This window comes from Mycobacterium aquaticum (assembly GCF_002086485.1).
Lineage (GTDB): Bacteria > Actinomycetota > Actinomycetes > Mycobacteriales > Mycobacteriaceae > Mycobacterium > Mycobacterium aquaticum.
The window spans coordinates 1-23,751 of sequence record NZ_MVHF01000042.1; the positions used below are offsets into that span (position 1 = coordinate 1).

Consider the following 23,751-nt stretch of genomic DNA (forward strand, 5'->3'; position numbering starts at 1 on the left):
CCCCGCCGCGGCCCCGGGGCGCGGGGGTGTGCCGCCCCCCCCACCCCCCCCCCCCGCGGGGGGCCCCCCCCCCCCCGGGGGGGGGGGGGCCGCCCCCCCACCACTCAGCCGGCCATGAACTGTTCGTAGGCCGAGGCGAGGTCTCCAGGGAGCACTGTGACGTTGCACTGCCGCTGTGCGTCGCCGATCGGCGCCAGGATGTTGCGCAGGTCGTAGTACTCCCCCGGGTTGGCGGTGAAGTATCCACGCAGGTCCGCCGCAGCCTGATCACGCGGCTTGCCGTAGGCCGCCGTCACCGCGTTGTTGGCACCCGGATGCGCGGCCAGGTACTGGTGTGCCGCACCGGTCACAGAGCTCACGGTGCCCGAGAGCGCTTGAGCGCTGCACTGGTCGGGTGCGGCTGAGGCGACGGGCGCGGCGATGGTGGCCGCACATACCCCGCCGAACAGAACGCCCACGCCAATACCGGTGAAACCCCGGCGCGCAGTTCTGCTGCTGATTTTCATGATCGTTCTTTCTTCGACTGCGAATTGTCATGGATTTCCCCAACCCCGAAATCCACGGTAGCGCGGCGCCAAAGTGCTTCGGTGGTATGCGGTTTGCCGTACGGACAGCTTCGGCGCCAGGTAGCCAGTTCGCGATCAGCGAACAGCTCCGCTCCGTTACGCCCAATAGCCGTGACATTGACCGCATTTGACGTGGAATTCGCCAGAAAACTCCGATCGGTCACAGAAATTGGGCCTACTTCTTAATGAATCGTGACCCTGGGTGTCCACCGTCGGCGGCGGCAGAGATGTCCAGCTGCGCGCGGGCGGCACGAAGGCCATTCGTTTTTCGGATATCGATTTTCGTTCGGTGACCCTCACGCGACGGCGTGACCAGGCTTGTCGCGATGTTCGGATAATCTGGACGCCAAGGTCGGCTCAGAACGATGCCGTTGGTCGTTTTGTGCTGTCCAGGGGTGAGTGTGATGTCTGCCGTTCTGCTCGACACCGATGACATCGGTGCTGCCGAGGCCACATTGAGCACGGTCTTTTCGAAGATGCGGATTCGGACACCGCAGCGCGGCGCGCCCAGCCCCATGCGCATCGAGCGCTCGGTCGTCGGGTCCCTCGGCATCGATACCGCCGATTACGGCTGCTCCTTTGCCTACGAGATGGACCCACCTGCCCAGATTCTCGTGTGCCAGGTGGACAGCGGCGGCGTCGAGCAGCGTGGGCCCCACTCGCACACCACCCGCTCCGGCCCCGGCGACGTCACCGCGTTCGGACCGCGTGAAGCACCTCGATTCGAGGGACGAGTCCTGCGCGGGCGCTATCACGTTCTCGTCGTCGACCCGAGTAGCTTGACCGGTATCACGGGCGCCAACCATGCGGTGCACCTCACCGGTCCCACCCCGGTATCGGCTGCGGCCAACCAGCAGCTCGCCAACCTCATCGGTTACCTGCGCCGTTGCGCCACCAATCCGCAGCTGCAGGGCAACCCGCTGCTGGCGGGGATGTTGGAGCAGCATGTCGCGGCCGTACTGCTGGCCACTCTGCCCAATGACTCGGTCGTGGAGCCGACTGCGCAGGACCGTCGCGACAGCACCCCGGTCCTGCTGCGGCGGGCCATCTCGTTCATCGACGACCATGCCAACACCGATATTTCACTTGCCGATATCGCCGCCGCCGTCTACGTGACGCCCAGGGCGCTGCAGTACCTATTCCGCCGCCACCGCGACTGCACACCCATGGAGTATCTGCGCCGCGTCCGGCTGCACCACGCTCATCTGGACCTGCTGGCAGCCGACGAGACGACCATGGTGGGCGAAGTTGCCCGCCGCTGGGGCTTCGCGCACGCCGGCCGATTCGCCGCGTACCACCGCGAACACTACGGGTGCTCGCCGCAGGAACTGCTCAATCCCCTGCCTCGGGCCAGCGAGGTTACCGGCCACCCTTCCTGACGGCGCCGGTCGGCGCCTGCCCGCCGGCGTGGCGCAGCAGCGCGACCGCCGCGATATGTCCATGCGGGTACGGGTTCTCGGCTCGCAGAAAATCCAATGCTGTCGCCAAAGATCTGGTCAACCACATGAAGGCCTGACGTACCCGCCGGCCGATGCGGTCAAACCTGCCAAGAACAACTCTCAGCCGGGCAGATTGGTCACACCCTCATCCCGTGCAGCGAGCCCGTCGATCACGGCGCGCAATGCGACGCCGACCTGACCGGCGATGTCACTTTGGGCGACGCCGTCGCTGCCGCCCGAGAGGACACACGGATTCATCACCTCGACGATGACATTGCCCACGGTGGCCGGATCGACCCGGACCACGACATTGCACACCAGCCGCAGCTCAGTCTCCCCGGCTTGCCCGGTCACGAACTGCGGATGACACGCGTCGAGAATCAGGTAACGCTCCATGCCGACGGCATGCTTCTGGTTTATCGTCTCAGTCACGTCCACCTCGTTGGTGACACGGAAGCCGTTCTGCGCCAAGGATTCGCGGGTGCGTTTCAAGGCGTCGGCGAATGAAGTAGACAGAACGGTCGCGACGGCGACAGTCATCGCAACCCCCGTTTCTCGCCCGACCCCTGGCTTCACATTGACCTGCCGCATCGCAAGCGGACAGCGATGCCACGACGATACCGTCGCCCAGCGCGACTGTCTTCTGACTCAGCTGTGGATCGGTCGTTGATTTCCGGTGCCGCCCTTTGCCTTTCACTGATCTTGTGTTCTTCCGTTACGGATATCCGTAACATGGCGTCATGGCGGCCACGCGCAAGCACTGTTGGGAATGCGGTGCCTCTTTCTACGGTCGAGCCGATGCGCGTTACTGCACCGGCTCGTGCCGGCAGAAGGCGTACCGCGAACGCACTCACCGGCAAGCCGCGACAGATACTCTGTCGACGCCTGCCCTTGCCGATGCGATCGCCGTCGCCCGGCGGACGCGTTCGCAAGCCCGCGCCACCCGCCGGCGCGCGGCCGGTGCCCGTCAGGTCGCGATCGAAGTGCGCGCACAGATGCATCACGGGTAGCTGTCATGTCGGAATCGGATGCTTTCGAGCGGCTGGTGAGCCAGCTCGATTACCCCATGTTCGTCGTCACGACCGCTGCCAACGGTCGCCGCGCGGGCTGCCTCGTCGGCTTTGCCAGTCAATGCAGTATCCAGCCGCCGCGGTTCTTGGTCGGCTTGTCCAAGCGCAACTACACCTATCGGATCGCTCGCGATGCGGATCATTTGGCAGTGCACGTGGTGACCCGTCAACACACGGAGCTGGCCCGGTTGTTCGGTGGTCACACCGGCGACACATGTGACAAGTTCGCGCGCTGCAACTGGCACATCGGGGCGCAGAACATGCCGATCCTGGATGACGCGGCGGCGTGGTTCGTCGGCAAGGTGCTCACCCGCGTCGACACCGGTGATCATGTGGGCCATCTACTGGAGCCGGTAGCGGGCGACGCGCCGGCCGCGCTCGGCGAGCTGATCACGCTGGCTGACGTCGCCGATCTCGAACCCGGGCACGGCGCGTGACGAGTCACGCGAGCAGCGACGCGGCCAACCGCAGGTCGGCCACCAACCCGTCATAGGCCGCGTCACGCTCCTCCCGCGGCGTGCGCAGTACCGCCGACGGGTGGATGCTCACCACCACGCGCAGATCCCTGTCAAGCACCACCGTATCGGGTGGCCGCAACACATCGCCGCGATGCGCGGAAAGGCGAAAGTCGTTTCCCATCAACGCTTTAGCCGCCGTAGCACCGAGCAACACCAGCACGTCGGGCGCTACGGCGCCCAGTTCGGCGAACAACCACGGCCGGCACGCGACGACCTCGGTGCGGCTCGGCGTCTTGTGGATGCGGCGCTTCTGGCCGGCCGCCCGGGTGAACTTGAAATGCTTGACGGCGTTGGTCAGATAGACCTGCTCTCGGGTGATCTCGGCGGCAAGCAGGGCGTCGTCGAGGACCCGACCGGCCGGTCCGACGAAAGGCAGCCCGTCGCGGTCCTCTCGATCACCGGGCTGCTCGCCGACCAACATCATGGTGGCGGCCGCGGGCCCGGCACCGAATACGGCCTGCGTGGTGCCCTGGAACAGATCGCAACCACGACACTCCTGCACTGCCCCGGCGAGGCGACCGAGGTCCGTGGTTTCGGGGACGTAGGCGGATGCGCCCTCGACATGTCTGGCCGTCATGATCTGGCTCCTCCAGCCGTACGTCCGAGCCTCGCCACAGAATGCTCGGAGATGTCGCCGTCGACGGCGCTGTCTCGCACCGCAGGGCGTTGGTCCATCAGCACCCGGACCGCACTGTTGACGAAGGCGATGGTGGGCACGGCCACCAGCGCACCCACAACCCCGGCCAGCACCCCGCCCGCGGTGATACCGAGGACCACGGCCAGTGGATGGATGGACACCGCCCGGCCCATCACCAGAGGCTGCAGAACGTGCGCCTCGATCTGCATGACGGCCACGATGACGCCGAGCGTGATGAGCGCGTACAGCAGTCCCTTTGCCAGCAGCGCCACCACGATCGCGAGAAATCCGGACACCAGTGCCCCGATCAGTGGGATGAACGCACCGAGGAACACCACTGATGCCAACGGCAACGCCAGTGGTATGCCCATGATGGCCAGCGCGGTGCCGATACCCGCGGCGTCGACCAGCGCGACGAGGGACGTCGCACGGATATAGCCGATCAGTGAGTGGAATCCGGCGTTGCCGGCCTGGCGAATCCGCTCGCGCATGTTCAACGGCACGATCAGCGTGACGAATCGCCAGATGTTGCGGCCGTCGAGGAGGAAGAAGATCACGGTGAAGAGGCCCAGCAGCGCGCCGGTGAGGATCTCCGACAACGTTCCCGCGGTGGACAATGCCCCGGTGGTGAGTTGCTCCTGGTGGTTGCGCAAAGACTGGATCGCGGTGTCGCCGGCGTGGTTGATCTGATCGGGGCTGAGGTGAGCCGGCCCGGTGATCAGCCAATCGCGTGTCGAGTCGATGCTGTGGGTGACCTGCTCGACCAAACCCGGTACGCCATCGATGAATTGGGTTATGACGAACGCCAGAATCCCGCTCAACACGGCCAGCCCCGCCACCATCACCAACGCGACCGCCACTCCACGTGGTGCACCGAACCTGTCGAGGAGATCCACCACCGGCAGTAGCAACGCCGTGACGAGTAACGCCAGCGCCACCGGCACCACCACCACACCGAGGCGACGCAACGCTTCCAACAGCACCACGGCGGCGACGGCGATCACGAGCAGACGCCAAGCCCACGCCGCGGTCCGCCGCACAATCGGTGTCACCGCCACGTCATCTTCACCAGGCCCCGACGACGGCATGCCCGTGGGATTGCCGGGTCCGGCCGATCCGAAACCCGGCCACGCCCAAGCCGGTGGGCGTCCGGTTTGGCCGAGCGCCCCGACGGGCAATCTTCGGTGATGGCACGAGAAGACGACAACATGCTCGACCAGCAGGAAAGCCTCGACTCCGATGAGGTGCGCAACGACGACGGGGATCAGACGGTGGATCCGCCCGAGCAATGGATCGAACCGAAGGAAAACCAGTCTCTGGATGATCGGCTCTCCGAGGAAGCCGCGGACGTATCACCTGACGATGTGGCGACCGATCCGGACACCGAAACGCCGCTCCGCGGATCTGAATCAGAGCCGGATGTGCTTGCGCGCAACGAACAGGCACGCACCAAAGGGCAGATCGACGGTACGCCGGAGGACGGTGATTCGTTCTACGACGTTGTCGAATGATGGCCTACGTCAGACCTCTTCGAGTGCTTCCCCGAGTTCTTGGGCGACCTTGCTGTGATGATTGTCGGCCAGCGCATGCCCCACTGAAAGCAAAAGCGCCACCGGCCACTCGATGATCTCAGCGGCGGCGAGAACAGCGACAGCGCCGTAGTAGACCAGCCGCTCGGGCTGAATGCGCACCTTGCCCAGTACCGGCAGCCCGACTTCGACGGTGTCGATTTCACGCACCCTCTCGGTGACGGTCCGGTGGTGTTTCGTCGATGCCTTCTGCTCCATCTCATTCCCCTCTCGTGCCGTGAGCCCGCATGGACCGCGTCGCCAGCGCGGCGATACCGGTCGCGACGGCCGCACAGCTCAGAGCTTGTGCCCAACCCACTGGGCCCAGCGGTGTGTTGCCCAGGAGGTGGCTCACTCCGGGCGTGCTGATGACGACGCCGAGCGCCACCAGTGATCCCGCCGCCGTGCCGATCACCAACGCACTGCGGGAGTCGATCAGCGTCTGGCCCAATTGCGCAGCCACCAACGCGATCAGCGCGATCGTGGAGGCCCTGCTGGGGCGCCCCGTCAGCCGGCCCAGGATCCACGCCGCCGTGGCGGCGCTGGCCGTGGTCGCACCACGTATCCCAACTGTGCGCCACAGCGCGGCCTGATCGGGTCCCCGAGCTCCGGACTGCGATCCGGCATCGGGTGGAGCCACCGCCAGAGCCGCCGCAGGCAACGCGTCGGTCAACATGTTCACCAGGAGTAGTTGCCGGGTGTTCAGCGGCGCCCGGCCGGTGAGCGCGGTGCCCGCCACCGCGAACGCCACCTCACCGGCGTTGCCGCCCAACAGGATCGCCACTGCGGCCTGGACGCGGTCCCACAGCTGGCGGCCTTCGTCCAGCGCATCGAGCAGCGAGGAGATGCGGCCGTCGAGCAGCATCACATCGGCTGCCGTGCGCGCGGGATCACTGCCCCGCGAGGCCACTCCGACGCCGACCGTCGCGGTCCTGATCGCTGCGGCGTCGTTGGCACCGTCGCCGACCATGGCGCATACCTGGCCGGCCTTCTCGAGCGTCTCCACCACTTGCATCTTGTGCTCGGGAGACATGCGCGCGAAGACAACTCCCTCGCGCACCGCCCGCTCACGCAGTCGGCGCGGCATCGACTCCCACTGCGAGCCACTGATCACATCGTCGACGGAGACCGGCAACCCCAGCCGGGTGGCAATCGCTGCGGCGGTGACCGGATGGTCGCCGGTGATCAACCGGATCCCGATGCCACGGTCAGTGATGCTCGCCAGGACCTCGCCCGCATCCGGCCGCGGGGTGTCGGACAACCCCAGCAGACCGCTGTAGCGCAGATTCTCGAGACACAACGCCGCGAACGACTCGGAGTCCTCGCGGGCTGCCGCCGCCTGGCGCTCGGAGAGCTCCCGATGCGCGACGGCGATGACGCGCAACCCGTCGGCTGCCATGGTCTGGACCTGCTGCCACACGTCGGCCGTGGTGTTGCCGTCGCACCCGGCGAGCACCACCTCGGGGGCGCCTTTCACGCACAGCCGCAGTCCGCTGATGGACGCAGAGAACGGTCGGCCCGACCGAAACGGCAGATGTATTGCATCGGTGTCGTTTTCGGCCATCCCTTTACTGCGCGCGGCTTCGGCGACCGCAAGGTCGGTCGCGTGTTCGTGGCGGTCGCCGTTCGGCGGCGGTGTGGCTGAACCCGCTTGCGCCAGAACGTGTTCAGCGGAAGTTCCGGTTGCCCGGTGGACCTGCACGACGCGCAACCGGTTTTCGCTCAGTGTGCCGGTCTTGTCGAAGCAGACAACGTCGACACGGCCCAGCGCTTCGACGGAGCGCGGTGCGCGGACCAGCACGCCGCACCGGGTGAGTCGCCGCGCCGAAGCCTGCTGCGCCAGGGTCGCCACCAATGGCAGGCCTTCGGGCACCGCCGCCACGCCAACCGCCACCCCGCTGCTGACCGCCTCGCGCAGGCCCGTGCGCCGCAGCAACCCCAGCCCGCTGACCAACGCGCCGCCGAACAGGCTGAACGGCCAAGCCTTGTTGGTCAAAGTGCGCAACTGGCTCTGCAATCCGACATCGGGCGCTCGCGTGCGGATGCCGTGGACCGCGCGGTGTGCCTGGGTGTCGGCGCCCACCGCGATGACGATGGCGGTGGCGGACCCCGCGACCACCGTCGTGGTGGCATGCAGCATGCAGGCTCGTTCGGCCAGCGGGGCGGCCGGTGTCTCGTGTACGTGTTTGGCCACGGGAAGCGACTCACCGGTCAACGCGGACTCGTCGACCTCGACGTCGACTGCGTCGGTGAGCCGGGCATCGGCAGGAACCACTTCGCCCGGTCCGACGACGATCACGTCCCCCGGCCTCAGCTCGGTGCTGCCGACGTTGTGTACCCGTCCGTCGGCTGACATCCTGCGCGCCACCGGATCTTGCCCCGTGATCAGCCTTCTGAGCAGCCGTTCGGCACGTACACGCTGGGCAGCGGCCAGCACCGCATTGCCGCCCAGGACCGACCCGACCAAGACCGCGTCCACCGGCGACCCGAGAACCGCACTGGCCGCCGCTCCCACCGCGAGCACCGGGGTCAACGGGTCGGACAACTCGTCGCGGACCGCTTCGGTGAAGTCGGTGACCGCGCGTGCCAACGGGCCGGCAACCGAGCGCGTGCCGCGCAGCATCGCCGCTGCGCTGCCGCTCATCCGGGCGTGCGGTCTTCGAAGGGGGTCAGGCGGAGCGGGCAGCAGCGCCCGAACCTCCTGTGGTGTCATCGCATGCCACTCGTGTAGTGCTGCCGCGGAAGGGGTTTCGCATTTCAGTACGCTGCGCGCCAGCATCAGACCGGTCCACGCACCGGCACCCGCGCCGGCGGTCACCGGACCGGGTCCGCGCCCGCGCACGCCGGGAATCATCAACAGCGCGCCCAGCAGCGAGCCGCCGACGGCCAGTTCGACGCCACGATGGCTGGCCCTGCGCGCAGCAGGCAGGGCATGCAATATGTGCCAAACGCCGGCCAGGTCGTCGCACAACAGATCGGCATGCCAATTGCCCATGTCCCCGTTGGCGATTCCGATGGCCACGTCGGCGTCAGCAAGGGCCTGGGCGGCGCCTGCCGAAACCACCGCGACCGTATGGCCGTCGCGCTGCAGCGCGACCACCGTGCCCGCCAGCGCATCGTCGAAAGACGACGCGCATTCGGCGAGGTCGTCGAATCCGGCGCGCAACTCGTCGAGGCTTTCGACATCGAGAGAGACCGCGAGCGTCTCGTCACCTTGCAGTTCGCCGATGAGCGCGCCTGCCAGCGGATGGTGAGCCGGGCGCACCAGTACCTCACCAGGTGCGCCGCGGACCGGTTGCCATCCGGGCCGCAAGCCGCCGCGGCCCAATTCTTCTTGCGCCCAACGCCATACCGAGCCGCGGTCGCCCTCTTCGACATCGCGGATTCGGCCTATCCGAAGTTCGTCGACTTCCAGTGCGCGTGGGTCGAGCACGACGGCGTCGATGCGGTCGAGGCTGCGCAGCGCTGCGGGCCGCAGCGTGAGCACACCGCGATCGGCGAGCCCGCGGCCGAAACTGGCGGCGAACGACTCGCGGCAATTGCGGGCGGCTTTCGGAGCGGCGATGACTGCTGCGGTGGCCATGGCGCCCACGTCTCTGGCGATCACTCCGGCTGCGAGGCCCCCGCACACTTGGGCGGCTGCCGCCCGGTCACTGTAGCGTTCGACCGGACCGGGAGGTCGTGGACGCGGCCGTGGCGCGGGGCGCACGCCGTCGACGCATTCGACGCGCTCGGCCATCAGCGGTTCACGCCGCGCCCAGGCTTGCGCGGCGGCCCGAATCTCAGCCGCTCTCAGTGTCTTTACCAGCAAATCGACCGCGAGCGATCCAGGCGCCTGGGTGAGGGCATAACTCAAGGCGGTCGCCAGCCCCAGCCCGGTGTCTGCGGCGGTGGCGCCGAACCTGTCTTCGAGCGCGCGGCGCAGGCGGGGCTGATAGTCGACCACGTTGACCACCGCGTTGAGTGCACTGGGCACCCGGGGCAACGGCAGCACCCGGCCGGCCACCGCCACCGCGAGCCCACACGCATTCAAGGCGGCCACTGCGAGAGCTCCCGCGTAGGTTGCGCTGTCACCGGGCAGATCGGTGGGCGTCTGGTGCGGAGCAGCTGATGATCCCGTCTGGCGCTCAGCTGTCGCCACCGCAGCACAGAGCTCGCTCAGCACAGCTGAATCCGGATCCACCCGGACGATGGCCCGAGACAACGGGTAGTTCAGTTTCACCGTCAACACCCCGGGCCTGCGCCTGAGCAGCCGTATCACCGCGGTGCCGAGATCGCCGCCGGGCTCGGTCTCAGAGAGCCCGCGCACCTCGATCCAGCACCGGTCGCCGGCTTGCCGGCATCGACGGGAGGCGTTGGCGCCCAGTACTTCTGACACAGCGCCGGTCACGGATCGCAACACGCCGTCGCCGGCCCGAACCGGCCGCTCGAGCAGTGCCGCGCCAGCCACCGTCAGCGACATCGCCGTGCAGATGCCTGCCTCCGCAACGCGCAATGGCAGCAGCGCCGCGCCCTGCAATGTTCGCGGAAGATGCACGGTTGGCCCTACTTTCCGGCGGGCGCCTTGGCTTTCCGTGTCGCCGCGGTGCGGGGCCTGCGCCTGGCAGGCGGCCGCACGGCAGATCCCGTGTCCGCGCGGGCCCCCGGCTCGGGTTGATGTCCGTCGCTGGGCTGCCCGTGGAGCTGGCGGACCGCGAGCGCGGTTCCGCCGACCAGAAGCACCACGGGCCACTCGACCAACCCGGTGGCGCCGACGGCCGCCATCGTCAGTGCGGCCGCCGGGACTGAATGGCTGCCCTTACCGAACCCGTCCTTGATGCCGGACGCCGTGCCCTGGACACCGCCGACGACACCGTTGACGACGGCGCCGCTCAGCGCCCCGGCCCCCGCCACGGCCGCTTCCGCCGTGCGCGTCACAACATCTGCCGCCGTGTTCAGGACGTTCATGTCAGCTCCATCTAAAGTTCGATCGGTGCTCAAAACAGATTCACACAGAATTACCCGCCTGGCCGCAGCTCAACCTGGGGATGTGCTGTGTGCGTCGAAGCGTCGGATCACTCTGGTTGGCTGTCCCACCGGCCGGGTTCGCGCCCCGGTGGCTGGCGTGGCCGCGCCAGCAGCGCAGTGCGCTGTCGCAGCGGAACCGAAATCGGTGATTCCGTGGTCAGTTCGAGGTCGCGGCCGGCGTGGCGAAGTCGCAGCCGCCCGTGGGTCTCGTCGCGCAAGGTGTACGTCGCGGTCTCATGTGTGATGTCGACGGTGACCCGGCAGTCGCGCCAGCGCAGGCGAAACCTCAACCGCGTGATGTCGTCGGGCAGCTGCGGGTCCAGCGCAAGGATGCCCTCCCCGTCGCGTAGGCCGCCGAACCCCGCGAGGAATGCGGTCCATGCACCGGCGAGCGACGCCATGTGCAGGCCGTCGCGAGTGTTGTGCTCAAGGTCGCGTAGGTCGATCAGAGCGGCTTCGGCCGCGTAATCATGGGCGAGCTCAAGATGGCCGACCTCCGCACAGAGCACTGCCTGGGTGCACGCCGACAGTGACGAGTCGCGCGTGGTGCGCGGCTCGTAGTAGTCGACGTTGCGGGCCTTCTGCTCGTCGGTGAAGCAATGACCCAACCAGTGCATGGCCAGCACCAGGTCGGCCTGTTTGATCACCTGTGACGGATAGAGCCGCACATAGGGCTGGCTGAGCAGCAGCGGGTAGGTGGTGTCGTCGGTGAACCGCCATTCGCGCAGCCGGGTGAATCCTTCACACTGTTGATGCACCTCCAGCTCCTTGTCGTAGGGCACATGGACGGCGTCCGCGGCCTCCCGCCACGTCGCCATCTCTTCGGCAGTGACGTCCTCGGCCGCGGCCAGATCGGGATGGCGCTCGCAGGCGGCCGCGGCGATGCGCAGGTTCTCTGCTGCCATCAGATTCGTGAAGACGTTGTCGCGCACGACAGCGGTGTACTCGTCAGGACCGGTGACACCGTCGATGTGCCATTCCCCGTGGCGGTCGTAGTGTCCGAGTGAGTACCACAGCCGAGCCGTCTCCACCAGAACGGGTACACCGCATTCGGATTCGAGCGATCCGTCGCCGGTGACGACGCGATAGCGCTCGAAAGCCATTGCGATGTCGGCGTTCACATGCCACGCGGCGGTGCCGGCCGGCCAGTACGCCGAGCATTCCTCGCCGCCGATGGTCCGCCACGGGAAGGTGGCTCCGGCCAGGTCCAGCTCCTGGGCGCGCTCGCGGGCGAGGTCGAGGGTCGAAGCCCGCCACCGCAGCGCGTCGGCCGCGGCCTGCGGCCAGGTATAGGTCAGCACCGGCAGTACGAAGCCTTCGGTGTCCCAGAAGGCATGTCCGTCATATCCCGGGCCCGTCAATCCTTTTGAGGGTATCGCCCGACGCTCTGCGCGGGCACCGGCCTGCAACACGTGGAAGAGCCCGAAACGCACGGCTTGCTGACAACGTGGATTGCCCTCGATTTCCACGTCGGCGCTGTCCCAGAAGTCGTCGAGGTACGCCCGCTGCGAGTCCAGCAGACCCTGCCACCCGGAATAACGAGCGCCGGCAATGGCGCCCGCGACCTGATCGTGCAGGGCCGGGCGCGAACGCAGGCTGGACCAGCCGTAGGCGAGGAACTTGACGATGCGCAGGCGTTGCCCCGCTCGCAATCCACAAATCACGGTGGTGCGAGCCACGTCCGCGGTGGTCTCGGTCGAGACGTCGACCCTGCCGGGCACTTCGATGACATGGTCCATGGCCGCAGCCATGGTCAGTTCGCTTGAGCGGGTGCGGTGCATCAGCAGCGCCTGCTGGCCGCGGCCTTCGTGGGTGATCGACTTCAGCGGATGGCTGAGCACCGCCGCGGCCCGCGGATCCGGTGATGTGACGGGCTGATCCTCATTGGCAACGAGTTCGGATTGCACTGTGATGCGGGCGAATTCACCCACCGGTTCGATGCAGAACTCGATCGCGGCAACGCTGCGGTGCTGCAGGGACACCAGCCTGGTCCACTGCATGAGCACCTGTTTACCTGCCGGCGAGCACCAGCGCGCCCGTCGCGTCAACGTACCCGCCCGGAAGTCCAAGGTTCGTTCGTGCTCGAGCAGTTCGCCGTAGCGGACGTCGAACGGTTCGTCGTCGACCAATAGCCGCAGCACTTTGCCGTTGGTCACGTTGATCAGTGACTGGCCTTCTTCCGGGTAGCCGTAGCCGGCTTCGGCATACGGCAGCGGGCGCAGTTCGAAGAACGAGTTCAGGTAGGTGCCGGGAAGCCCGTGCGGCTCCCCCTCGTCCAGATTGCCGCGAAATCCGATGTGCCCGTTGGATAGGGCGAACACCGATTCGGTCTGTGCGATGAGGTTCAACTGGAGTTGGGTCTCGCGCAGTTGCCAGGGCTCGACCGGAAAAGCAGTGTCGGTGATCATTGCGCCACCAGCAACTCGGCCAGATCACGCACGACGACATCCGCGCCGTTGCTGCGCAATTCGTCTGCGGACCCTGTCCGGTCCACTCCGACCACACAACCGAAATGCCCCGCCCGGCCTGCCTGCACTCCGGCCACGGCGTCCTCGAATACCGCGGCCTCCGCCGGTGCGACACCGAGTTGCCGCGCCGCATACAGATAGGAATCGGGGGCCGGCTTGCCCGCCAGATGCTGCTCTCCCACCGTGATGCCGTCGACCCGGCAGGCGACGTACGGGCTGATCCCGGTGATGTCGAGTACCTCGCGGGTGTTCATGCTCGACGAGACGACCGCGATCGGGAGCCCGACCTCCCGCACCGCCTGGAGATAACGTCGGGAACCCTCGAAAGCGGTGACACCGTCGTCGTGCAGGAACTGCAGGAACAGCGCGTTCTTCCGGGCAGCTAGCCCGTGCACGGTGTCTGCGTCGGCGCTGTCGGCCGCATCGCCTTCGGGCAGTTCGATGCCCCGGCTGGCCAGAAAGTCGCGTACGCCGTCCTCGCGGGTACGGCCATCGACGTACCGCAGGTAATCGTGTTCGCTGAACGCGAGCCCGTCGCCATGTCGACGCAGATATTCGTCGAACATCGACTTCCACGCCCGTTCGTGAATGCTCGCGGTCTCGGTGAGCACACCGTCGAGGTCGAACAGGCACGCGCGCACGCGGTCAGGCAGTCCGAGGTGTCCCGGCTTGTGTTCGGCAGCCATACCTGCCGATTACCCGTTTGCCGTCTTCCTCAACGCTCCGCCGTTCAGGCGACGTGCGAACCGGGGACTGACCTCACGTCCGGGCTATTTCTGCCACCAGCGCACGATGGTCCGATATCGGCATCAGCGGAGCATCGGACGCGCGGGCATACAGTCGTCGATCGTCGGTGAGGATATGGTCGAGCTGACGTGTCGGCTCCGGCGCGGGGAACGTGGCCCCGTGGGCCAACGGTCGCATGCCGGACCAGCGATGCGCGGCGGGGGCGAGCAGATTGAGGTCTCCGGCCAGGATCCGCGGGCCCGGGAAACCAGCGAGATCGTGGACGAGACGGCGTAACTGGAGCCGGTTCCACCCTGGGACGAACGACAAATGGGTCGCCGCGACGGTGATCTCCCCCAGCGGAGTCTCGATCCGGGCGACGACAGCCGTGCGTGGCTCCTCATGGACCATGAGCACGCGCCCGGGTCCTGGCAGATACATCGGGAATCGCACCGGGATACGCGGCAGCCGCAGCACCTGCCAGCTGCTCACCGGGTACCGGGACAACAGCGCGATACCGTAGGCCGCGGTGCCCGGCTGTTCTCGTCCTGTCGCGGCCATCCACGTCGCGCCGGGTGTGCCGGAGATGGCCGCCACGAACCGGTGTTCGGCGGCTCCCATCGCCTCGGCCGCCACCGCCGTGAGATCGGCCCGCCCAGACCGCTCCTGGTCTCGGTCGACCTCCTGCAGCGCGAGTACGTCGGGCTCCAATGTGGTCACACACGACCGCAATCGGTCCACATGTACACCGTCATCGACGGTGCGGCCGTGCAGGATGTTGAACGTAGCCAGTCGCATGGTCTGGGCGTACCCGCTATGGGGCCGTGGTTCACGACCCACAGCCGAATTCCGATTGCGCTGCCGATGTCCTGGGTATCAAGCCTTCATGGATGCGATCGACCACGTCGCCCGGCGCGAGCGGCTGCGGGCAGCGCTGAAGACGGCGGCGGCCGCGCTGCGGGACCACGGCCCGTCTTTCGCGCTGGCGGGCAGCTACGCTCTGTGGGTCTACGGTGCCCCGGAACCGGACCACGATGTCGATCTGGTGGTCGCCGAGACCGACGCACAGTCCGCGGCGCTCACGCTGGCCGGCGCAGGATTCGTCGTCGAACAGCCTCCCGAAGACTGGTTGTTCAAGGCCCGCGTCGGCGATGTGGTGGTAGACGTGCTGCACCACGTCAACGGAGTGGCCGTCGAGCCTGCGACTCTGCAGGCCGCCGAATACCGGGATGTGCTCGCGGTCCGCATGCCGGTCCTGCCACCCACCACCGTCATGATTCAGAAATTGCGCGCTCTCGAAGAGCATCGGTGCGATTTCACGTCCTTGCTGCCGGCTGTGCGGGCCACGCGAGAGGTGTTGGACTGGGATCGGATTCGCAAGGAGACCGCGGACAACGACTACGCCGTCGCGTTTCTCGTACTGACGGAAAGACTCGGCCTGACCGTGTGAGCAGAAGTCACGGGGTAGGCGGCTGCACTTCGCCTGTTCTCATGAAAAGCGGTAGCGCCAACCAGAACAACGCGAACATCACCAACGCGACGGCACCGGCGATCAAGGCGACCGCGGTACCGGCCACCGAATCGAAGACGATCACCGTGACGCCCACGAGCGCCACCCCGAGCAGGATCAGTCCCGTATACGCGCACCGGTGTGCCGCGGCCACGAGAACTGCCAGTCGGTGCCGCCGGAACAACAACCGGTGCATCCCGACCGGAGCGATCAACAGCACCGTGGCCGCGACCGACGCGCCCACCGTTGCCAGATAGACAATCCGCATCCGCTCGTCGAGTACTCCGAATCGTTGTTGGAAAGGCAGGGTCAGCAAGAATCCGGTCAACAGCTGCACGCCGGTCTGAGTAACTCTCAGTTCCTGCAGCAAGCTGGCCCAATTACGGTCCAGTCGTTCGGTTTCCGTCTCGTTTCGTTGCCGGGTGTCCCACCGCTGGTCCTGCTCCGGGTGATCGACGTCCATGATCTCACCGTGCGCCGCCGCTCACGTCCGCTAGTTGCCCAGCAGATCGTTGAGGTCGTCGGCGTGCTCCTCTTCTTGTTCCAGAATTCTCTCCATCAGGCGTCGGGTGGTGGGGTCGGCATCTCCGATCCACCGGATGATCTCCTGATAGCTGGTGATGACGATCCGCTCCGCGACCAAATTCTCCTGCAGCATCCGGTTGAGGTCGGCGTCCTCGAACCTCACGTATTCGGTATGGCTGCGTTGGGCCAGCGTGGTCGGATCGAAGTCAGGATCACCGCCGAGCTGGCTGACCCGTTCGGCGGCCCACTTTCCGTGCTGCAGCTCCTCAGCGGCATGTTCGGTGAACTCCGCCGCCACCTGGGCCCGATCGATACCGGTCGCGGCGATCGCATGCTGGGTGTAGCGCAGGTAGCACACCACCTCCGTTGCGACGACCTCGTTGAGCACGTCGATCAGCCGCTTGACGTCGATGGTGTTGCCACTGGTCACCGCTCCGGCGTCCATGTGTTTACGGACGTCGTCACGGATCGCGGTGACGTCGATCTCGAATTGGTTGTCCGTCCTGCTGGTCTTGGTCGGCACCTGATTTCCTTTCTGTACGGGCGCTTTCGTCATCACATATGGCGTAGTCGGGTGCGTGCGGCGCCGCCGGCGATGATGGCTGCGGTGCCTGCCGCCGCGGCAACAGTGAGGCCTCGCACATGGCTGCGTAGCCACCACGTCGCACTGTGATCGTGGGCCTCGTCGTCGAATATGCCGTGCGCGCCGTGGTCGGTACCCGGGTGTTCATCAAGCGGGGCGAAGAGATTGCCCGCCTCGTGTCCGATGTCCGGAGCCGTCTGTTGGGACGAGACGCCGGTGCGGGCCAGGTAACGGTCCAACACCGCCGGAACGGCGCGCTGACCAAGCACGGTGAGCACTGTGCTGCCGCCGACCCAATACTGTTTGCGCGTGGGGTGTTCGGCGGCATAGCGCACAGCCCGCGCCGCCACCTCGGGTTGGTAGACCGGGGCAACGGGACGCGGCTGCCGTGCCAGGCGCGAACGTACCCAGGAGAACTGCGGGGTGTTGACACCCGGCATCCGCACCACGGTGACGTGGACCCCGCTGTGGTCGAGGAGCAGCTCCGTGCGCAGAGATTCGCTGAACCCATCGATGCCGTGTTTGGCGCCGCAGTACGCCGACTGCAGCGGGATGGACCGCTTGGCCAGGGCGGAACCGATCTGGACGATCGTGCCCCGGTCGCGCGGCCTCATCCGCTTGAGCGCTGCCATCGTTCCGTGAACGGCACCCAGATAGGTGACCTCGGTGGCGCGACGAAACTCCTCCGGAGTGATCTCGCGGAACGGTGCGAAAATCGTCGCGAAGGCACCGTTGACCCAGATGTCGATCGGACCGAGCTCTTTCTCGATGGCGTCAGCGGCACGGTCCACCGCATCGTAATCAGAGACGTCGGTAGGTACGGCGAGCGCTGTGCCGCCGAGCTTTTCGACCTCTTCAGCGCCTGCCTCCAGACCAGCGCGGCCACGCGCGATCATGCCGATGCGTGCACCCACAGCGGCGTACTCTCGCACGACCGCCCGCCCGATTCCGGCGCTGGCGCCCGTCACGACCACGGTTGGCGGCGAGTCGTCACCGCTGTTGTGCGGCCGCGCGGCCGGTGCTCTGCTGTTCATCTCGTTGCCCCTAGTGTGGAATCAGCTCCTGGGCCTTGGTTTTGGCGCCCTGGTACACCAGGTGCCAGCCATTGGGGTCACCCTTGAGCACCGCGGAGACCATGTCCTTGATCTGCTCGTAGGTGGCGTGCGGAGGTATCGGCGGCACTTCGGGATCGCAATGGATGTCGAGTACGGTCGGCACGTCGCTCGACAAGGCCTGGTCCCAGGCCTTGCCCACCGACTCCCCAGCTGTCACCGCGATACCGTTCAACCCCATGGTGCACGCGATGTCGGCGTACGAAACGTCGGGAAGGGATTGTGAATCAACGAATTTCGGCGATCCACCCATGGCCCGCAACTCCCAGGTGACCTGGTTGAGGTCGTTGTTGTGGAACACGCAGACCACCAGTCGAGGGTCGGACCACTCCGACCGGTACCGCAGGATCGTGAGAAGCTCGGCCATCCCGTTCATCTGCATGGCACCGTCACCCACCAGGGCGATCACCGGCCGGTCCGGATGCGCGAACTTCGCCCCGATCGCATAAGGGACACCCGGGCCCATCGTCGCCAACGTCCCCGACAGCGATCCCCTCATCCCGTCCCGGAACTTCAGGCAGCGGGCATACCAGTTGGTCGACGAGCCCGAGTCGGCGGTCACGATGGCGTTGTCCGGCAACCGCTCTGACAGTTCCCACGCGATGCGCATGGGGTTCACCGGCTTGGCCGAGAGCATGCTCTGGCGCTCCAGGGTTTCCCACCACCGAGCCACGCCGCGTTCGATGCCCTCCCGCCATGACCGGTCCTGCTTCGGTTCGACCAGCGGAAGCAGTGCCCTCAGTGCGCTTTCGGCGTCGGCGACGATGTTCACCTCGGTGGGATAACGCATGCCGATCGCGGCGCCGTCGATGTCGATCTGGATGGCGCGGGCCTGGCCGAATTCCGGAAGGAATTGGCTATAAGGGAAATTCGAGCCGATGATCACCAACGTGTCGCATTCTCGCATCAGCTCGTAACTGGGTCGGGTACCGAGCAACCCGATCGATCCGGTGACATAAGGCAGGTCATCGGACAGCACATCTTTGCCGAGCAACGCCTTGGCCACCCCGGCGCCGGTGAGCTCGGCGAGCTCGCGCACCTGCGCCGCGGCCGACCGTGCACCTTGGCCGATGAGGATGGCCACCCGCGACCCCGCGTTGAGGATGTCTGCGGCCCTGCGGATCTGGTTGCTCTGCGGATCCACCACGGGGCGCACGTACATCGCGTCGCTCGACGGGACCTGCTTGAATTCGTGGCCGGGCGCCGAATATGGCTGCTCCTGCAGATCCGACGGGATCACGAGGGCCGTCGGCGCGCGCCGCGCCAGCGCTGTACGGATGGCCCGGTCCAAGGCATTCGGCAGCTGGCTGGCGACGTTGACCTCCACCAGGTAATCGCTGGCGACGTCCTTGTACAAACTTTGGAGGTCGACCTCCTGCTGGTAACTACCGCCCATGGCGCTGCGGGCGGTCTGACCGACGATGGCCACGACGGGGACCCGGTCGAGCTTGGCGTCGTAGAGTCCGTTGAGCAGGTGGATGGCGCCCGGTCCCGAAGTCGCCATGCACACGCCGACGTCGCCGGTGAACTTCGCATAGCCCGTTGCCTCGAACGCCGCCATCTCTTCGTGCCGAGCCTGGACGAACTGCGGGGCATCCTTGGCCCGACCGAACGCCGCCACGATCCCGTTGATCCCGTCGCCCGGATAGGCAAAGACGTGCTTGATTCCCCAGTCCCGTAGTCGTTCGATCAAGTAGTCACCGACGCTCGTCGTCATGCCGCCTCCCTGGTCTGTCGAGCTCCGTTCGGCGAGTACCCGCCTGCCGGGAGGAGTAACCGCCGCAAACGCTGGGTAATCCGCAGACATGACTGCTGACGGCGCGGTTGAGACGATCCTTCCCGGCGAAGTCAGAGAAGGCGATGTCATCAGGGATCCGGCAGCCGCCAGGTGGTTCACCGTCAACGAGATTCAGGTGGTCTCCGGCGAGGGCACCGGAGTGTTCAGCTTCTACGACAAGAGTCCCGACGACGCGGTGACGGTGGCAGGCGACGAACCGGTGACGCGACGCAGGTCGCCACTGGGCGTTTGACGCAATCGCGTCCGGGTACGTCAGCGCCATGGCTGAAACACCGTTGCAAGTACTGGGACTGATCTGCACACTCAAACCCGGCCCGGCGGACTCCAGCAGCGCGCTGATGGCGCAACACGTCATGGATGCGTTCGCGCCGTGGGGCGTCACTTACGGATTGGAGCGGTGTGCCGATTACCACATCGCTCCCGGTGTCGCGGCGGACATGGGCGACGGCGATGAATGGCCGGCCTTGCGCAGACAGGTGCTCGACGCCGACATCCTGCTCATCAGCACGCCGGTCTGGCTCGGGCATCCATCGAGCGTGGCACAGCGAGTGCTGGAGCGCCTCGACGCCGAGCTCTCCGAAAAGGGCGATGGCGGGCGACCCATACTGGCAGGGAAAGTGGCGATCGTAAGCGTCGTGGGCAACGAAGACGGCGCCCACAAGACCGTGGCCGACCTGTTCCAGGGACTCAATGACGTCGGCTACACCATTCCCGCACAAGGCTGTACCTACTGGAACGGTGCCGCGATGGAGTCCACGGACTACAACGAACTGGACACGGTTCCCAGTGCGGTCGCGGCCGCGACCCAAGCGGCGGCACGCAATGCCGCACACCTGGCTCGTGTGCTCAAGGCCTCGCAGTATCCGCCTTATGAGTGACACTTGTGGCGAAACCGGCACGTGCAGAACATGATTGAAACAGCGACGTGTTTTGACACCGTCACCTGCGGGTATCCCACCTCCGGACAGGAGTTGAGCGCCATGAGGAAAACGCAGGGCAAAGAGAGCGTCGCGCCATCGGGAACTCGACACCACCACCGCCGCCGCAGCCCGCAGTCGATGGCACTGAGCGCCGGCTGCCGAATCATCGTCAAGAACGCCGTGCGGCTGTGGGCGTTGCAGCCAAATCTGCGCTGGCCGTTGGACTCCATCGACCGCATCGCAGGCTGGGCCCCGCACCCACCCGCGGTATCGATACGTCGTGTCGAACTACCCACATGCCCCGCTGAATTGGTGTGCGCACCAGGGACTTCCGCGCGTCGCGCGGTGCTGTACCTGCATGGCGGGGCGTTTCTGACCTGCGGTCTCAACACGCACCGATCACTGGTGGCGCGGTTGTCGGGTGTCGCGGACGCCGAGGTGCTCAACGTCGGCTACCGCATGCTGCCTTCGTACGGCCCGTCGGCCGCCGTCGCCGACGCGCTCGACGGGCTGCGCTGGCTTCTGCGCCGCGGATACCGTGACCACGAGATCGTCCTCGCGGGCGACTCTGCCGGCGGATATCTCGCGCTGGCGACCGCGCTCGAACTCCTGCGCCGCGGGCGCACACCCACGGCCGGTGTCGCGGCGATCTCACCGTTGACCGATCTCGATGCGGCACACCGGCTGGCACAGCCTCATTCGAGATGCTCCATGTTCACCGCCCGCGCGATGACGGCATTCTCCCGCTACCTCACCGCGCAACGGCGAGGCCGCTTCAACCGGCGGATCGTCTCGCCAGTTGATGCGGAGCTGAAGAACATGCCGCCCGTATCGATCCACGTGAGCACAGACGAATTCCTGCTGTCCGACGCAGAATTGATGTATCGGCGGATGGTCGATGCGGGCGCGCCGTGCGACCTGCACCTGTGGGACGGCCAGATCCACGATTTCCCACTGGCCGCCGACATCCTGCCGGAAGGACGTCGGGCCCTTCGGTACATCGGTGATTTCGTCAAGCGGGTGACGCCCGCGTCAGTCGAGGACGCGGTCGCCCGGGATTACGCGAGGGCCGCCTCTCTCTGACCGCCGATTCCACGGGTTTGCCTTCGTCCGCCTCGGGTACTCAGCGCGGAGGTCCCACCATGAGAGGAATCGCGGTGAACAACACCCCAAACCCGAAGCAACAACAACTCGACAGCGCCCGAATCGACAACGGCAAGGGGTACTTGACCACCCAACAGGGTGTGCGCGTCGACCACACCGACGACGCGCTGACCGCCGGTGAACGTGGCCCGACCCTACTGGAAGACTTTCACGCCAGGGAGAACGTGACCCACTTCGACCACGAGCGCATTCCGGAACGAGTTGTGCATGCCAGAGGTGCTGGCGCGTATGGCTATTTCGAGCCGTATGACGATGGGCTGGCAGATTTCACCGCAGCGAAGTTCCTCACCACGCCGGGCCTGCGAACGCCCGTGTTCGTCCGGTTCTCCACAGTGGCCGGATCGCGAGGCTCGGCCGACACCGTCCGTGATGTTCGCGGGTTCGCCACGAAGTTCTATACCGAACAGGGCAACTACGACCTGGTTGGCAACAACTTTCCCGTCTTCTTCATCCAGGACGGCATCAAGTTCCCCGATTTCGTCCACGCCGTCAAACCCGAGCCGCACAACGAGATCCCGCAAGCCGCGTCGGCGCACAACACCCTGTGGGATTTTGTGTCGCTGCAACCGGAGACACTGCACGCGATCATGTGGTTGATGTCCGACCGCGCCCTTCCCCGCAGCTACCGGATGATGCAGGGGTTCGGCGTGCACACGTTCCGGCTCGTGAACGCTTCCGGCCAAGGGGTTTTCGTAAAATTCCACTGGAAGCCACTGCTCGGCGTGCATTCCCTCATCTGGGAGGAATGCCAGCAGATCGCCGGCAAGGACCCCGATTTCAACCGACGCGATCTGTGGGAGGCCATCGAGGCGGGACAATATCCGGAATGGGAGCTCGGGGTGCAACTGATCCCTGAATCCGACGAGTTCGAATTCCCCTTCGACCTGCTCGACGCCACCAAGCTCGTCCCAGAGGAACGGGTGCCGGTGCTCCCGGTGGGACGGATGGTGCTCGATCGCAATCCGGACAACTTCTTCGCCGAGACCGAACAGGTGGCGTTCCACACTGCCAATCTGGTGCCGGGAATCGACTTCACCAACGATCCGCTGCTGCAGTTCCGCAACTTCTCCTACCTCGATACGCAGCTCATCCGGCTGGGCGGTCCGAACTTCGCCCATCTTCCCGTGAACCGTCCGGTCGCCGACGTCCGCAACAACCAGCGCGACGGCTACAGTCAGCACACGATCGCCCAGGGAGCGACCAGCTACTACAAGAACACCCTCGGCGGTGGTTGTCCCGCTCTGGCCGACGAGGACGTCTTCCGGCACTACACCGAACGCGTCGACGGCCACAAGATCCGCCAGCGTGCAGAGAGTTTCAAGGACTATTACAGCCAGCCGCGCATGTTCTGGGACAGCATGTCCGCCGTCGAGGCCGAGCACATCGTCGCAGCCTTCGCATTCGAGCTCGGCAAAGTCGGACCCGAGACCGGCATACGACCACGCGTGGTCGAACAACTCAACCTGATCGACCATGACCTCGCCGCGCGGGTCGCGGCGAAGCTGGGCCTGCACGCACCGGACGAGGTGTCGATCGACGTGCGCCACGCGCCATCACCAGCCTTGTCGCAGCTCAACGCTGTCCCGCCCACGATCGACACCCGACGCATCGCCGTTCTCGCCGCGGGTGGGGTCGACGTACGTGGAACCGAGCGCGCGGCCGCGGCGCTGCGACAGCTCGGCGCCACGGTCGACATCATCAGCACGGTCGGCGGCGGCACGGTGTGGTGCGACACCGGCCACGAACTCGCGGTGGACCTTGGCATCAACACCACCTCGTCGGCTCTCTACGACGCGGTCCTGGTGCCAGGCGGAGCTGAATCCGTCGAACAGCTCACTCAAGACGGGTCGATGGTTCATTTCGTGAGCGAGGCGTACAAGCACCTCAAACCCATCGCCGCGTTCGGTGCGGGCATCGACGTACTGCAGGTGGCCGGGGTGAGAACGCGGCCGGGCAACGGGTCGGGAGCCGTCTCGGATGCCGGGGTCATCACGTCGAGCACCAGCGGCGACGACCTCGATGACGCGTTCATCGGGGCGCTCGTCGGCGCCGTCGAACGTCACCGGGCGTGGGACCGCGTGACCGATATGGTTCCCGCCTGAGAATCGTCATCGCACCCGTCTGTGACAATTCTGCAAAC

23 protein-coding genes are annotated in these 23,751 nt (G+C 66.3%); 9 read left to right on the plus strand and 14 right to left on the minus strand.

Going from position 1 to position 23,751, the window contains the following annotated elements; genetic code table 11:
* Nucleotides 1–104: 104 nt before the first annotated feature.
* Nucleotides 105–506 (minus strand): heme-binding protein, encoded by a 402-nt coding sequence (locus BST13_RS29290; protein WP_083168501.1) that lies wholly within the window; start codon nucleotides 504–506, stop codon nucleotides 105–107.
* 464 nt (nucleotides 507–970) lie between these two features.
* On the opposite strand from BST13_RS29290, the gene BST13_RS29295 reads away from it, so the two are divergent.
* Nucleotides 971–1,945, plus strand: coding sequence for an AraC family transcriptional regulator (locus tag BST13_RS29295; protein ID WP_083168502.1), 975 nt, complete (start codon nucleotides 971–973; stop codon nucleotides 1,943–1,945).
* Between the two features lie 180 nt (nucleotides 1,946–2,125).
* Here BST13_RS29295 and BST13_RS29300 read toward each other — a convergent pair whose 3' ends face one another.
* Nucleotides 2,126–2,596, minus strand: a complete 471-nt coding sequence (locus BST13_RS29300; protein ID WP_142282863.1) for a DUF302 domain-containing protein — start codon at nucleotides 2,594–2,596, stop codon at nucleotides 2,126–2,128.
* Nucleotides 2,597–2,745: 149 nt separating this feature from the next.
* Here BST13_RS29300 and BST13_RS29305 point away from each other — a divergent pair, with 149 nt between their 5' ends.
* Nucleotides 2,746–3,015, plus strand: a complete 270-nt coding sequence (locus tag BST13_RS29305; RefSeq protein WP_083168505.1) for a hypothetical protein — start codon at nucleotides 2,746–2,748, stop codon at nucleotides 3,013–3,015.
* Nucleotides 3,016–3,020: 5 nt separating this feature from the next.
* A complete protein-coding gene (locus tag BST13_RS29310) occupies nucleotides 3,021–3,512 on the plus strand; it encodes a flavin reductase family protein (protein ID WP_083168507.1) in 492 nt (163 codons plus the stop codon).
* A gap of 4 nt (nucleotides 3,513–3,516) precedes the next feature.
* On the opposite strand, the gene BST13_RS29315 is transcribed toward BST13_RS29310, so the two are convergent.
* Together BST13_RS29315 and BST13_RS29320 are read right to left on the minus strand one after the other, a co-directional pair.
* Nucleotides 3,517–4,170, minus strand: a complete 654-nt coding sequence (locus tag BST13_RS29315) for a UdgX family uracil-DNA binding protein (RefSeq protein ID WP_083168509.1) — start codon at nucleotides 4,168–4,170, stop codon at nucleotides 3,517–3,519.
* Nucleotides 4,167–5,318 carry an AI-2E family transporter gene (locus BST13_RS29320; RefSeq protein WP_083168511.1) on the minus strand — a complete coding sequence of 384 codons (1,152 nt, stop codon included), beginning with the start codon at nucleotides 5,316–5,318 and terminating at the stop codon, nucleotides 4,167–4,169. Before BST13_RS29320 ends, BST13_RS29315 begins: the two co-directional genes overlap by 4 nt.
* Before the next feature lie 99 nt (nucleotides 5,319–5,417).
* On the opposite strand from BST13_RS29320, the gene BST13_RS29325 reads away from it, so the two are divergent.
* Nucleotides 5,418–5,741, plus strand: a complete 324-nt coding sequence (locus BST13_RS29325; RefSeq protein WP_083168512.1) for a hypothetical protein — start codon at nucleotides 5,418–5,420, stop codon at nucleotides 5,739–5,741.
* A 9-nt stretch (nucleotides 5,742–5,750) separates the two neighbouring features.
* Here BST13_RS29325 and BST13_RS29330 read toward each other — a convergent pair whose 3' ends face one another.
* The 6 genes from BST13_RS29330 to BST13_RS29355 form a co-directional block, all read right to left on the minus strand.
* Nucleotides 5,751–6,017 (minus strand): hypothetical protein, encoded by a 267-nt coding sequence (locus BST13_RS29330; protein WP_083168514.1) that lies wholly within the window; start codon nucleotides 6,015–6,017, stop codon nucleotides 5,751–5,753.
* Nucleotide 6,018: 1 nt separating this feature from the next.
* A complete protein-coding gene (locus BST13_RS29335) occupies nucleotides 6,019–10,335 on the minus strand; it encodes an HAD-IC family P-type ATPase (protein ID WP_095533751.1) in 4,317 nt (1,438 codons plus the stop codon).
* Nucleotides 10,336–10,343: 8 nt separating this feature from the next.
* Nucleotides 10,344–10,745 (minus strand): hypothetical protein, encoded by a 402-nt coding sequence (locus tag BST13_RS29340; RefSeq protein ID WP_083168515.1) that lies wholly within the window; start codon nucleotides 10,743–10,745, stop codon nucleotides 10,344–10,346.
* Between the two features lie 107 nt (nucleotides 10,746–10,852).
* The gene (locus BST13_RS29345) at nucleotides 10,853–13,213 is read right to left on the minus strand and encodes a glycoside hydrolase family 65 protein (protein ID WP_083168517.1); all 2,361 of its coding nucleotides are present in this window, start codon (nucleotides 13,211–13,213) and stop codon (nucleotides 10,853–10,855) included.
* Nucleotides 13,210–13,959, minus strand: coding sequence for an HAD family hydrolase (locus BST13_RS29350; protein ID WP_083168518.1), 750 nt, complete (start codon nucleotides 13,957–13,959; stop codon nucleotides 13,210–13,212). Before BST13_RS29350 ends, BST13_RS29345 begins: the two co-directional genes overlap by 4 nt.
* A gap of 73 nt (nucleotides 13,960–14,032) precedes the next feature.
* Nucleotides 14,033–14,797: an endonuclease/exonuclease/phosphatase family protein gene (locus BST13_RS29355; protein ID WP_083168520.1), complete on the minus strand. Its 765-nt coding sequence runs from the start codon at nucleotides 14,795–14,797 to the stop codon at nucleotides 14,033–14,035.
* 88 nt (nucleotides 14,798–14,885) lie between these two features.
* Between BST13_RS29355 and BST13_RS29360 the strand changes: the two genes are divergently transcribed.
* Nucleotides 14,886–15,449, plus strand: a complete 564-nt coding sequence (locus BST13_RS29360; protein ID WP_083168521.1) for a nucleotidyltransferase — start codon at nucleotides 14,886–14,888, stop codon at nucleotides 15,447–15,449.
* 7 nt (nucleotides 15,450–15,456) lie between these two features.
* Here BST13_RS29360 and BST13_RS29365 read toward each other — a convergent pair whose 3' ends face one another.
* Genes BST13_RS29365 through BST13_RS29380 form a run of 4 tightly spaced genes read right to left on the minus strand, consistent with a single transcriptional unit; the run spans nucleotide 15,457 to nucleotide 19,446 of the window.
* On the minus strand, nucleotides 15,457–15,972 hold the full coding sequence (locus BST13_RS29365; protein WP_083168523.1) for a DUF6328 family protein: 516 nt from the start codon (nucleotides 15,970–15,972) through the stop codon (nucleotides 15,457–15,459).
* A gap of 30 nt (nucleotides 15,973–16,002) precedes the next feature.
* Nucleotides 16,003–16,557 carry a ferritin-like domain-containing protein gene (locus tag BST13_RS29370; protein ID WP_211296207.1) on the minus strand — a complete coding sequence of 185 codons (555 nt, stop codon included), beginning with the start codon at nucleotides 16,555–16,557 and terminating at the stop codon, nucleotides 16,003–16,005.
* 32 nt (nucleotides 16,558–16,589) lie between these two features.
* A complete protein-coding gene (locus tag BST13_RS29375) occupies nucleotides 16,590–17,651 on the minus strand; it encodes an SDR family oxidoreductase (RefSeq protein WP_083168524.1) in 1,062 nt (353 codons plus the stop codon).
* A gap of 10 nt (nucleotides 17,652–17,661) precedes the next feature.
* The gene (locus tag BST13_RS29380; protein WP_083168526.1) at nucleotides 17,662–19,446 is read right to left on the minus strand and encodes a thiamine pyrophosphate-requiring protein; all 1,785 of its coding nucleotides are present in this window, start codon (nucleotides 19,444–19,446) and stop codon (nucleotides 17,662–17,664) included.
* Nucleotides 19,447–19,534: 88 nt separating this feature from the next.
* On the opposite strand from BST13_RS29380, the gene BST13_RS29385 reads away from it, so the two are divergent.
* From BST13_RS29385 to BST13_RS29400, 4 genes are all read left to right on the plus strand, one after another.
* Complete coding sequence (locus tag BST13_RS29385) at nucleotides 19,535–19,759, plus strand: hypothetical protein (RefSeq protein WP_083168527.1); 225 nt, start codon at nucleotides 19,535–19,537, stop codon at nucleotides 19,757–19,759.
* A gap of 28 nt (nucleotides 19,760–19,787) precedes the next feature.
* On the plus strand, nucleotides 19,788–20,405 hold the full coding sequence (locus BST13_RS29390) for a flavodoxin family protein (RefSeq protein ID WP_083168529.1): 618 nt from the start codon (nucleotides 19,788–19,790) through the stop codon (nucleotides 20,403–20,405).
* Between the two features lie 102 nt (nucleotides 20,406–20,507).
* Nucleotides 20,508–21,530: an alpha/beta hydrolase gene (locus BST13_RS29395; protein ID WP_083168530.1), complete on the plus strand. Its 1,023-nt coding sequence runs from the start codon at nucleotides 20,508–20,510 to the stop codon at nucleotides 21,528–21,530.
* Nucleotides 21,531–21,604: 74 nt separating this feature from the next.
* On the plus strand, nucleotides 21,605–23,713 hold the full coding sequence (locus tag BST13_RS29400) for a catalase (RefSeq protein ID WP_083168586.1): 2,109 nt from the start codon (nucleotides 21,605–21,607) through the stop codon (nucleotides 23,711–23,713).
* Nucleotides 23,714–23,751 lie beyond the last annotated feature (38 nt).

Bases quoted from the DNA above. Each gene is read 5' to 3' on its own strand.
- BST13_RS29290 (WP_083168501.1), bottom strand. From the start codon at position 506: ATGAAAATCAGCAGCAGAACTGCGCGCCGGGGTTTCACCGGTATTGGC.
- BST13_RS29295 (WP_083168502.1), top strand. From the start codon at position 971: ATGTCTGCCGTTCTGCTCGACACCGATGACATCGGTGCTGCCGAGGCC.
- BST13_RS29300 (WP_142282863.1), bottom strand. From the start codon at position 2,596: ATGCGGCAGGTCAATGTGAAGCCAGGGGTCGGGCGAGAAACGGGGGTT.
- BST13_RS29305 (WP_083168505.1), top strand. From the start codon at position 2,746: ATGGCGGCCACGCGCAAGCACTGTTGGGAATGCGGTGCCTCTTTCTAC.
- BST13_RS29310 (WP_083168507.1), top strand. From the start codon at position 3,021: ATGTCGGAATCGGATGCTTTCGAGCGGCTGGTGAGCCAGCTCGATTAC.
- BST13_RS29315 (WP_083168509.1), bottom strand. From the start codon at position 4,170: ATGACGGCCAGACATGTCGAGGGCGCATCCGCCTACGTCCCCGAAACC.
- BST13_RS29320 (WP_083168511.1), bottom strand. From the start codon at position 5,318: ATGCCGTCGTCGGGGCCTGGTGAAGATGACGTGGCGGTGACACCGATT.
- BST13_RS29325 (WP_083168512.1), top strand. From the start codon at position 5,418: ATGGCACGAGAAGACGACAACATGCTCGACCAGCAGGAAAGCCTCGAC.
- BST13_RS29330 (WP_083168514.1), bottom strand. From the start codon at position 6,017: ATGGAGCAGAAGGCATCGACGAAACACCACCGGACCGTCACCGAGAGG.
- BST13_RS29340 (WP_083168515.1), bottom strand. From the start codon at position 10,745: ATGAACGTCCTGAACACGGCGGCAGATGTTGTGACGCGCACGGCGGAA.
- BST13_RS29345 (WP_083168517.1), bottom strand. From the start codon at position 13,213: ATGATCACCGACACTGCTTTTCCGGTCGAGCCCTGGCAACTGCGCGAG.
- BST13_RS29350 (WP_083168518.1), bottom strand. From the start codon at position 13,959: ATGGCTGCCGAACACAAGCCGGGACACCTCGGACTGCCTGACCGCGTG.
- BST13_RS29355 (WP_083168520.1), bottom strand. From the start codon at position 14,797: ATGCGACTGGCTACGTTCAACATCCTGCACGGCCGCACCGTCGATGAC.
- BST13_RS29360 (WP_083168521.1), top strand. From the start codon at position 14,886: ATGGATGCGATCGACCACGTCGCCCGGCGCGAGCGGCTGCGGGCAGCG.
- BST13_RS29365 (WP_083168523.1), bottom strand. From the start codon at position 15,972: ATGGACGTCGATCACCCGGAGCAGGACCAGCGGTGGGACACCCGGCAA.
- BST13_RS29375 (WP_083168524.1), bottom strand. From the start codon at position 17,651: ATGAACAGCAGAGCACCGGCCGCGCGGCCGCACAACAGCGGTGACGAC.
- BST13_RS29380 (WP_083168526.1), bottom strand. From the start codon at position 19,446: ATGACGACGAGCGTCGGTGACTACTTGATCGAACGACTACGGGACTGG.
- BST13_RS29385 (WP_083168527.1), top strand. From the start codon at position 19,535: ATGACTGCTGACGGCGCGGTTGAGACGATCCTTCCCGGCGAAGTCAGA.
- BST13_RS29390 (WP_083168529.1), top strand. From the start codon at position 19,788: ATGGCTGAAACACCGTTGCAAGTACTGGGACTGATCTGCACACTCAAA.
- BST13_RS29395 (WP_083168530.1), top strand. From the start codon at position 20,508: ATGAGGAAAACGCAGGGCAAAGAGAGCGTCGCGCCATCGGGAACTCGA.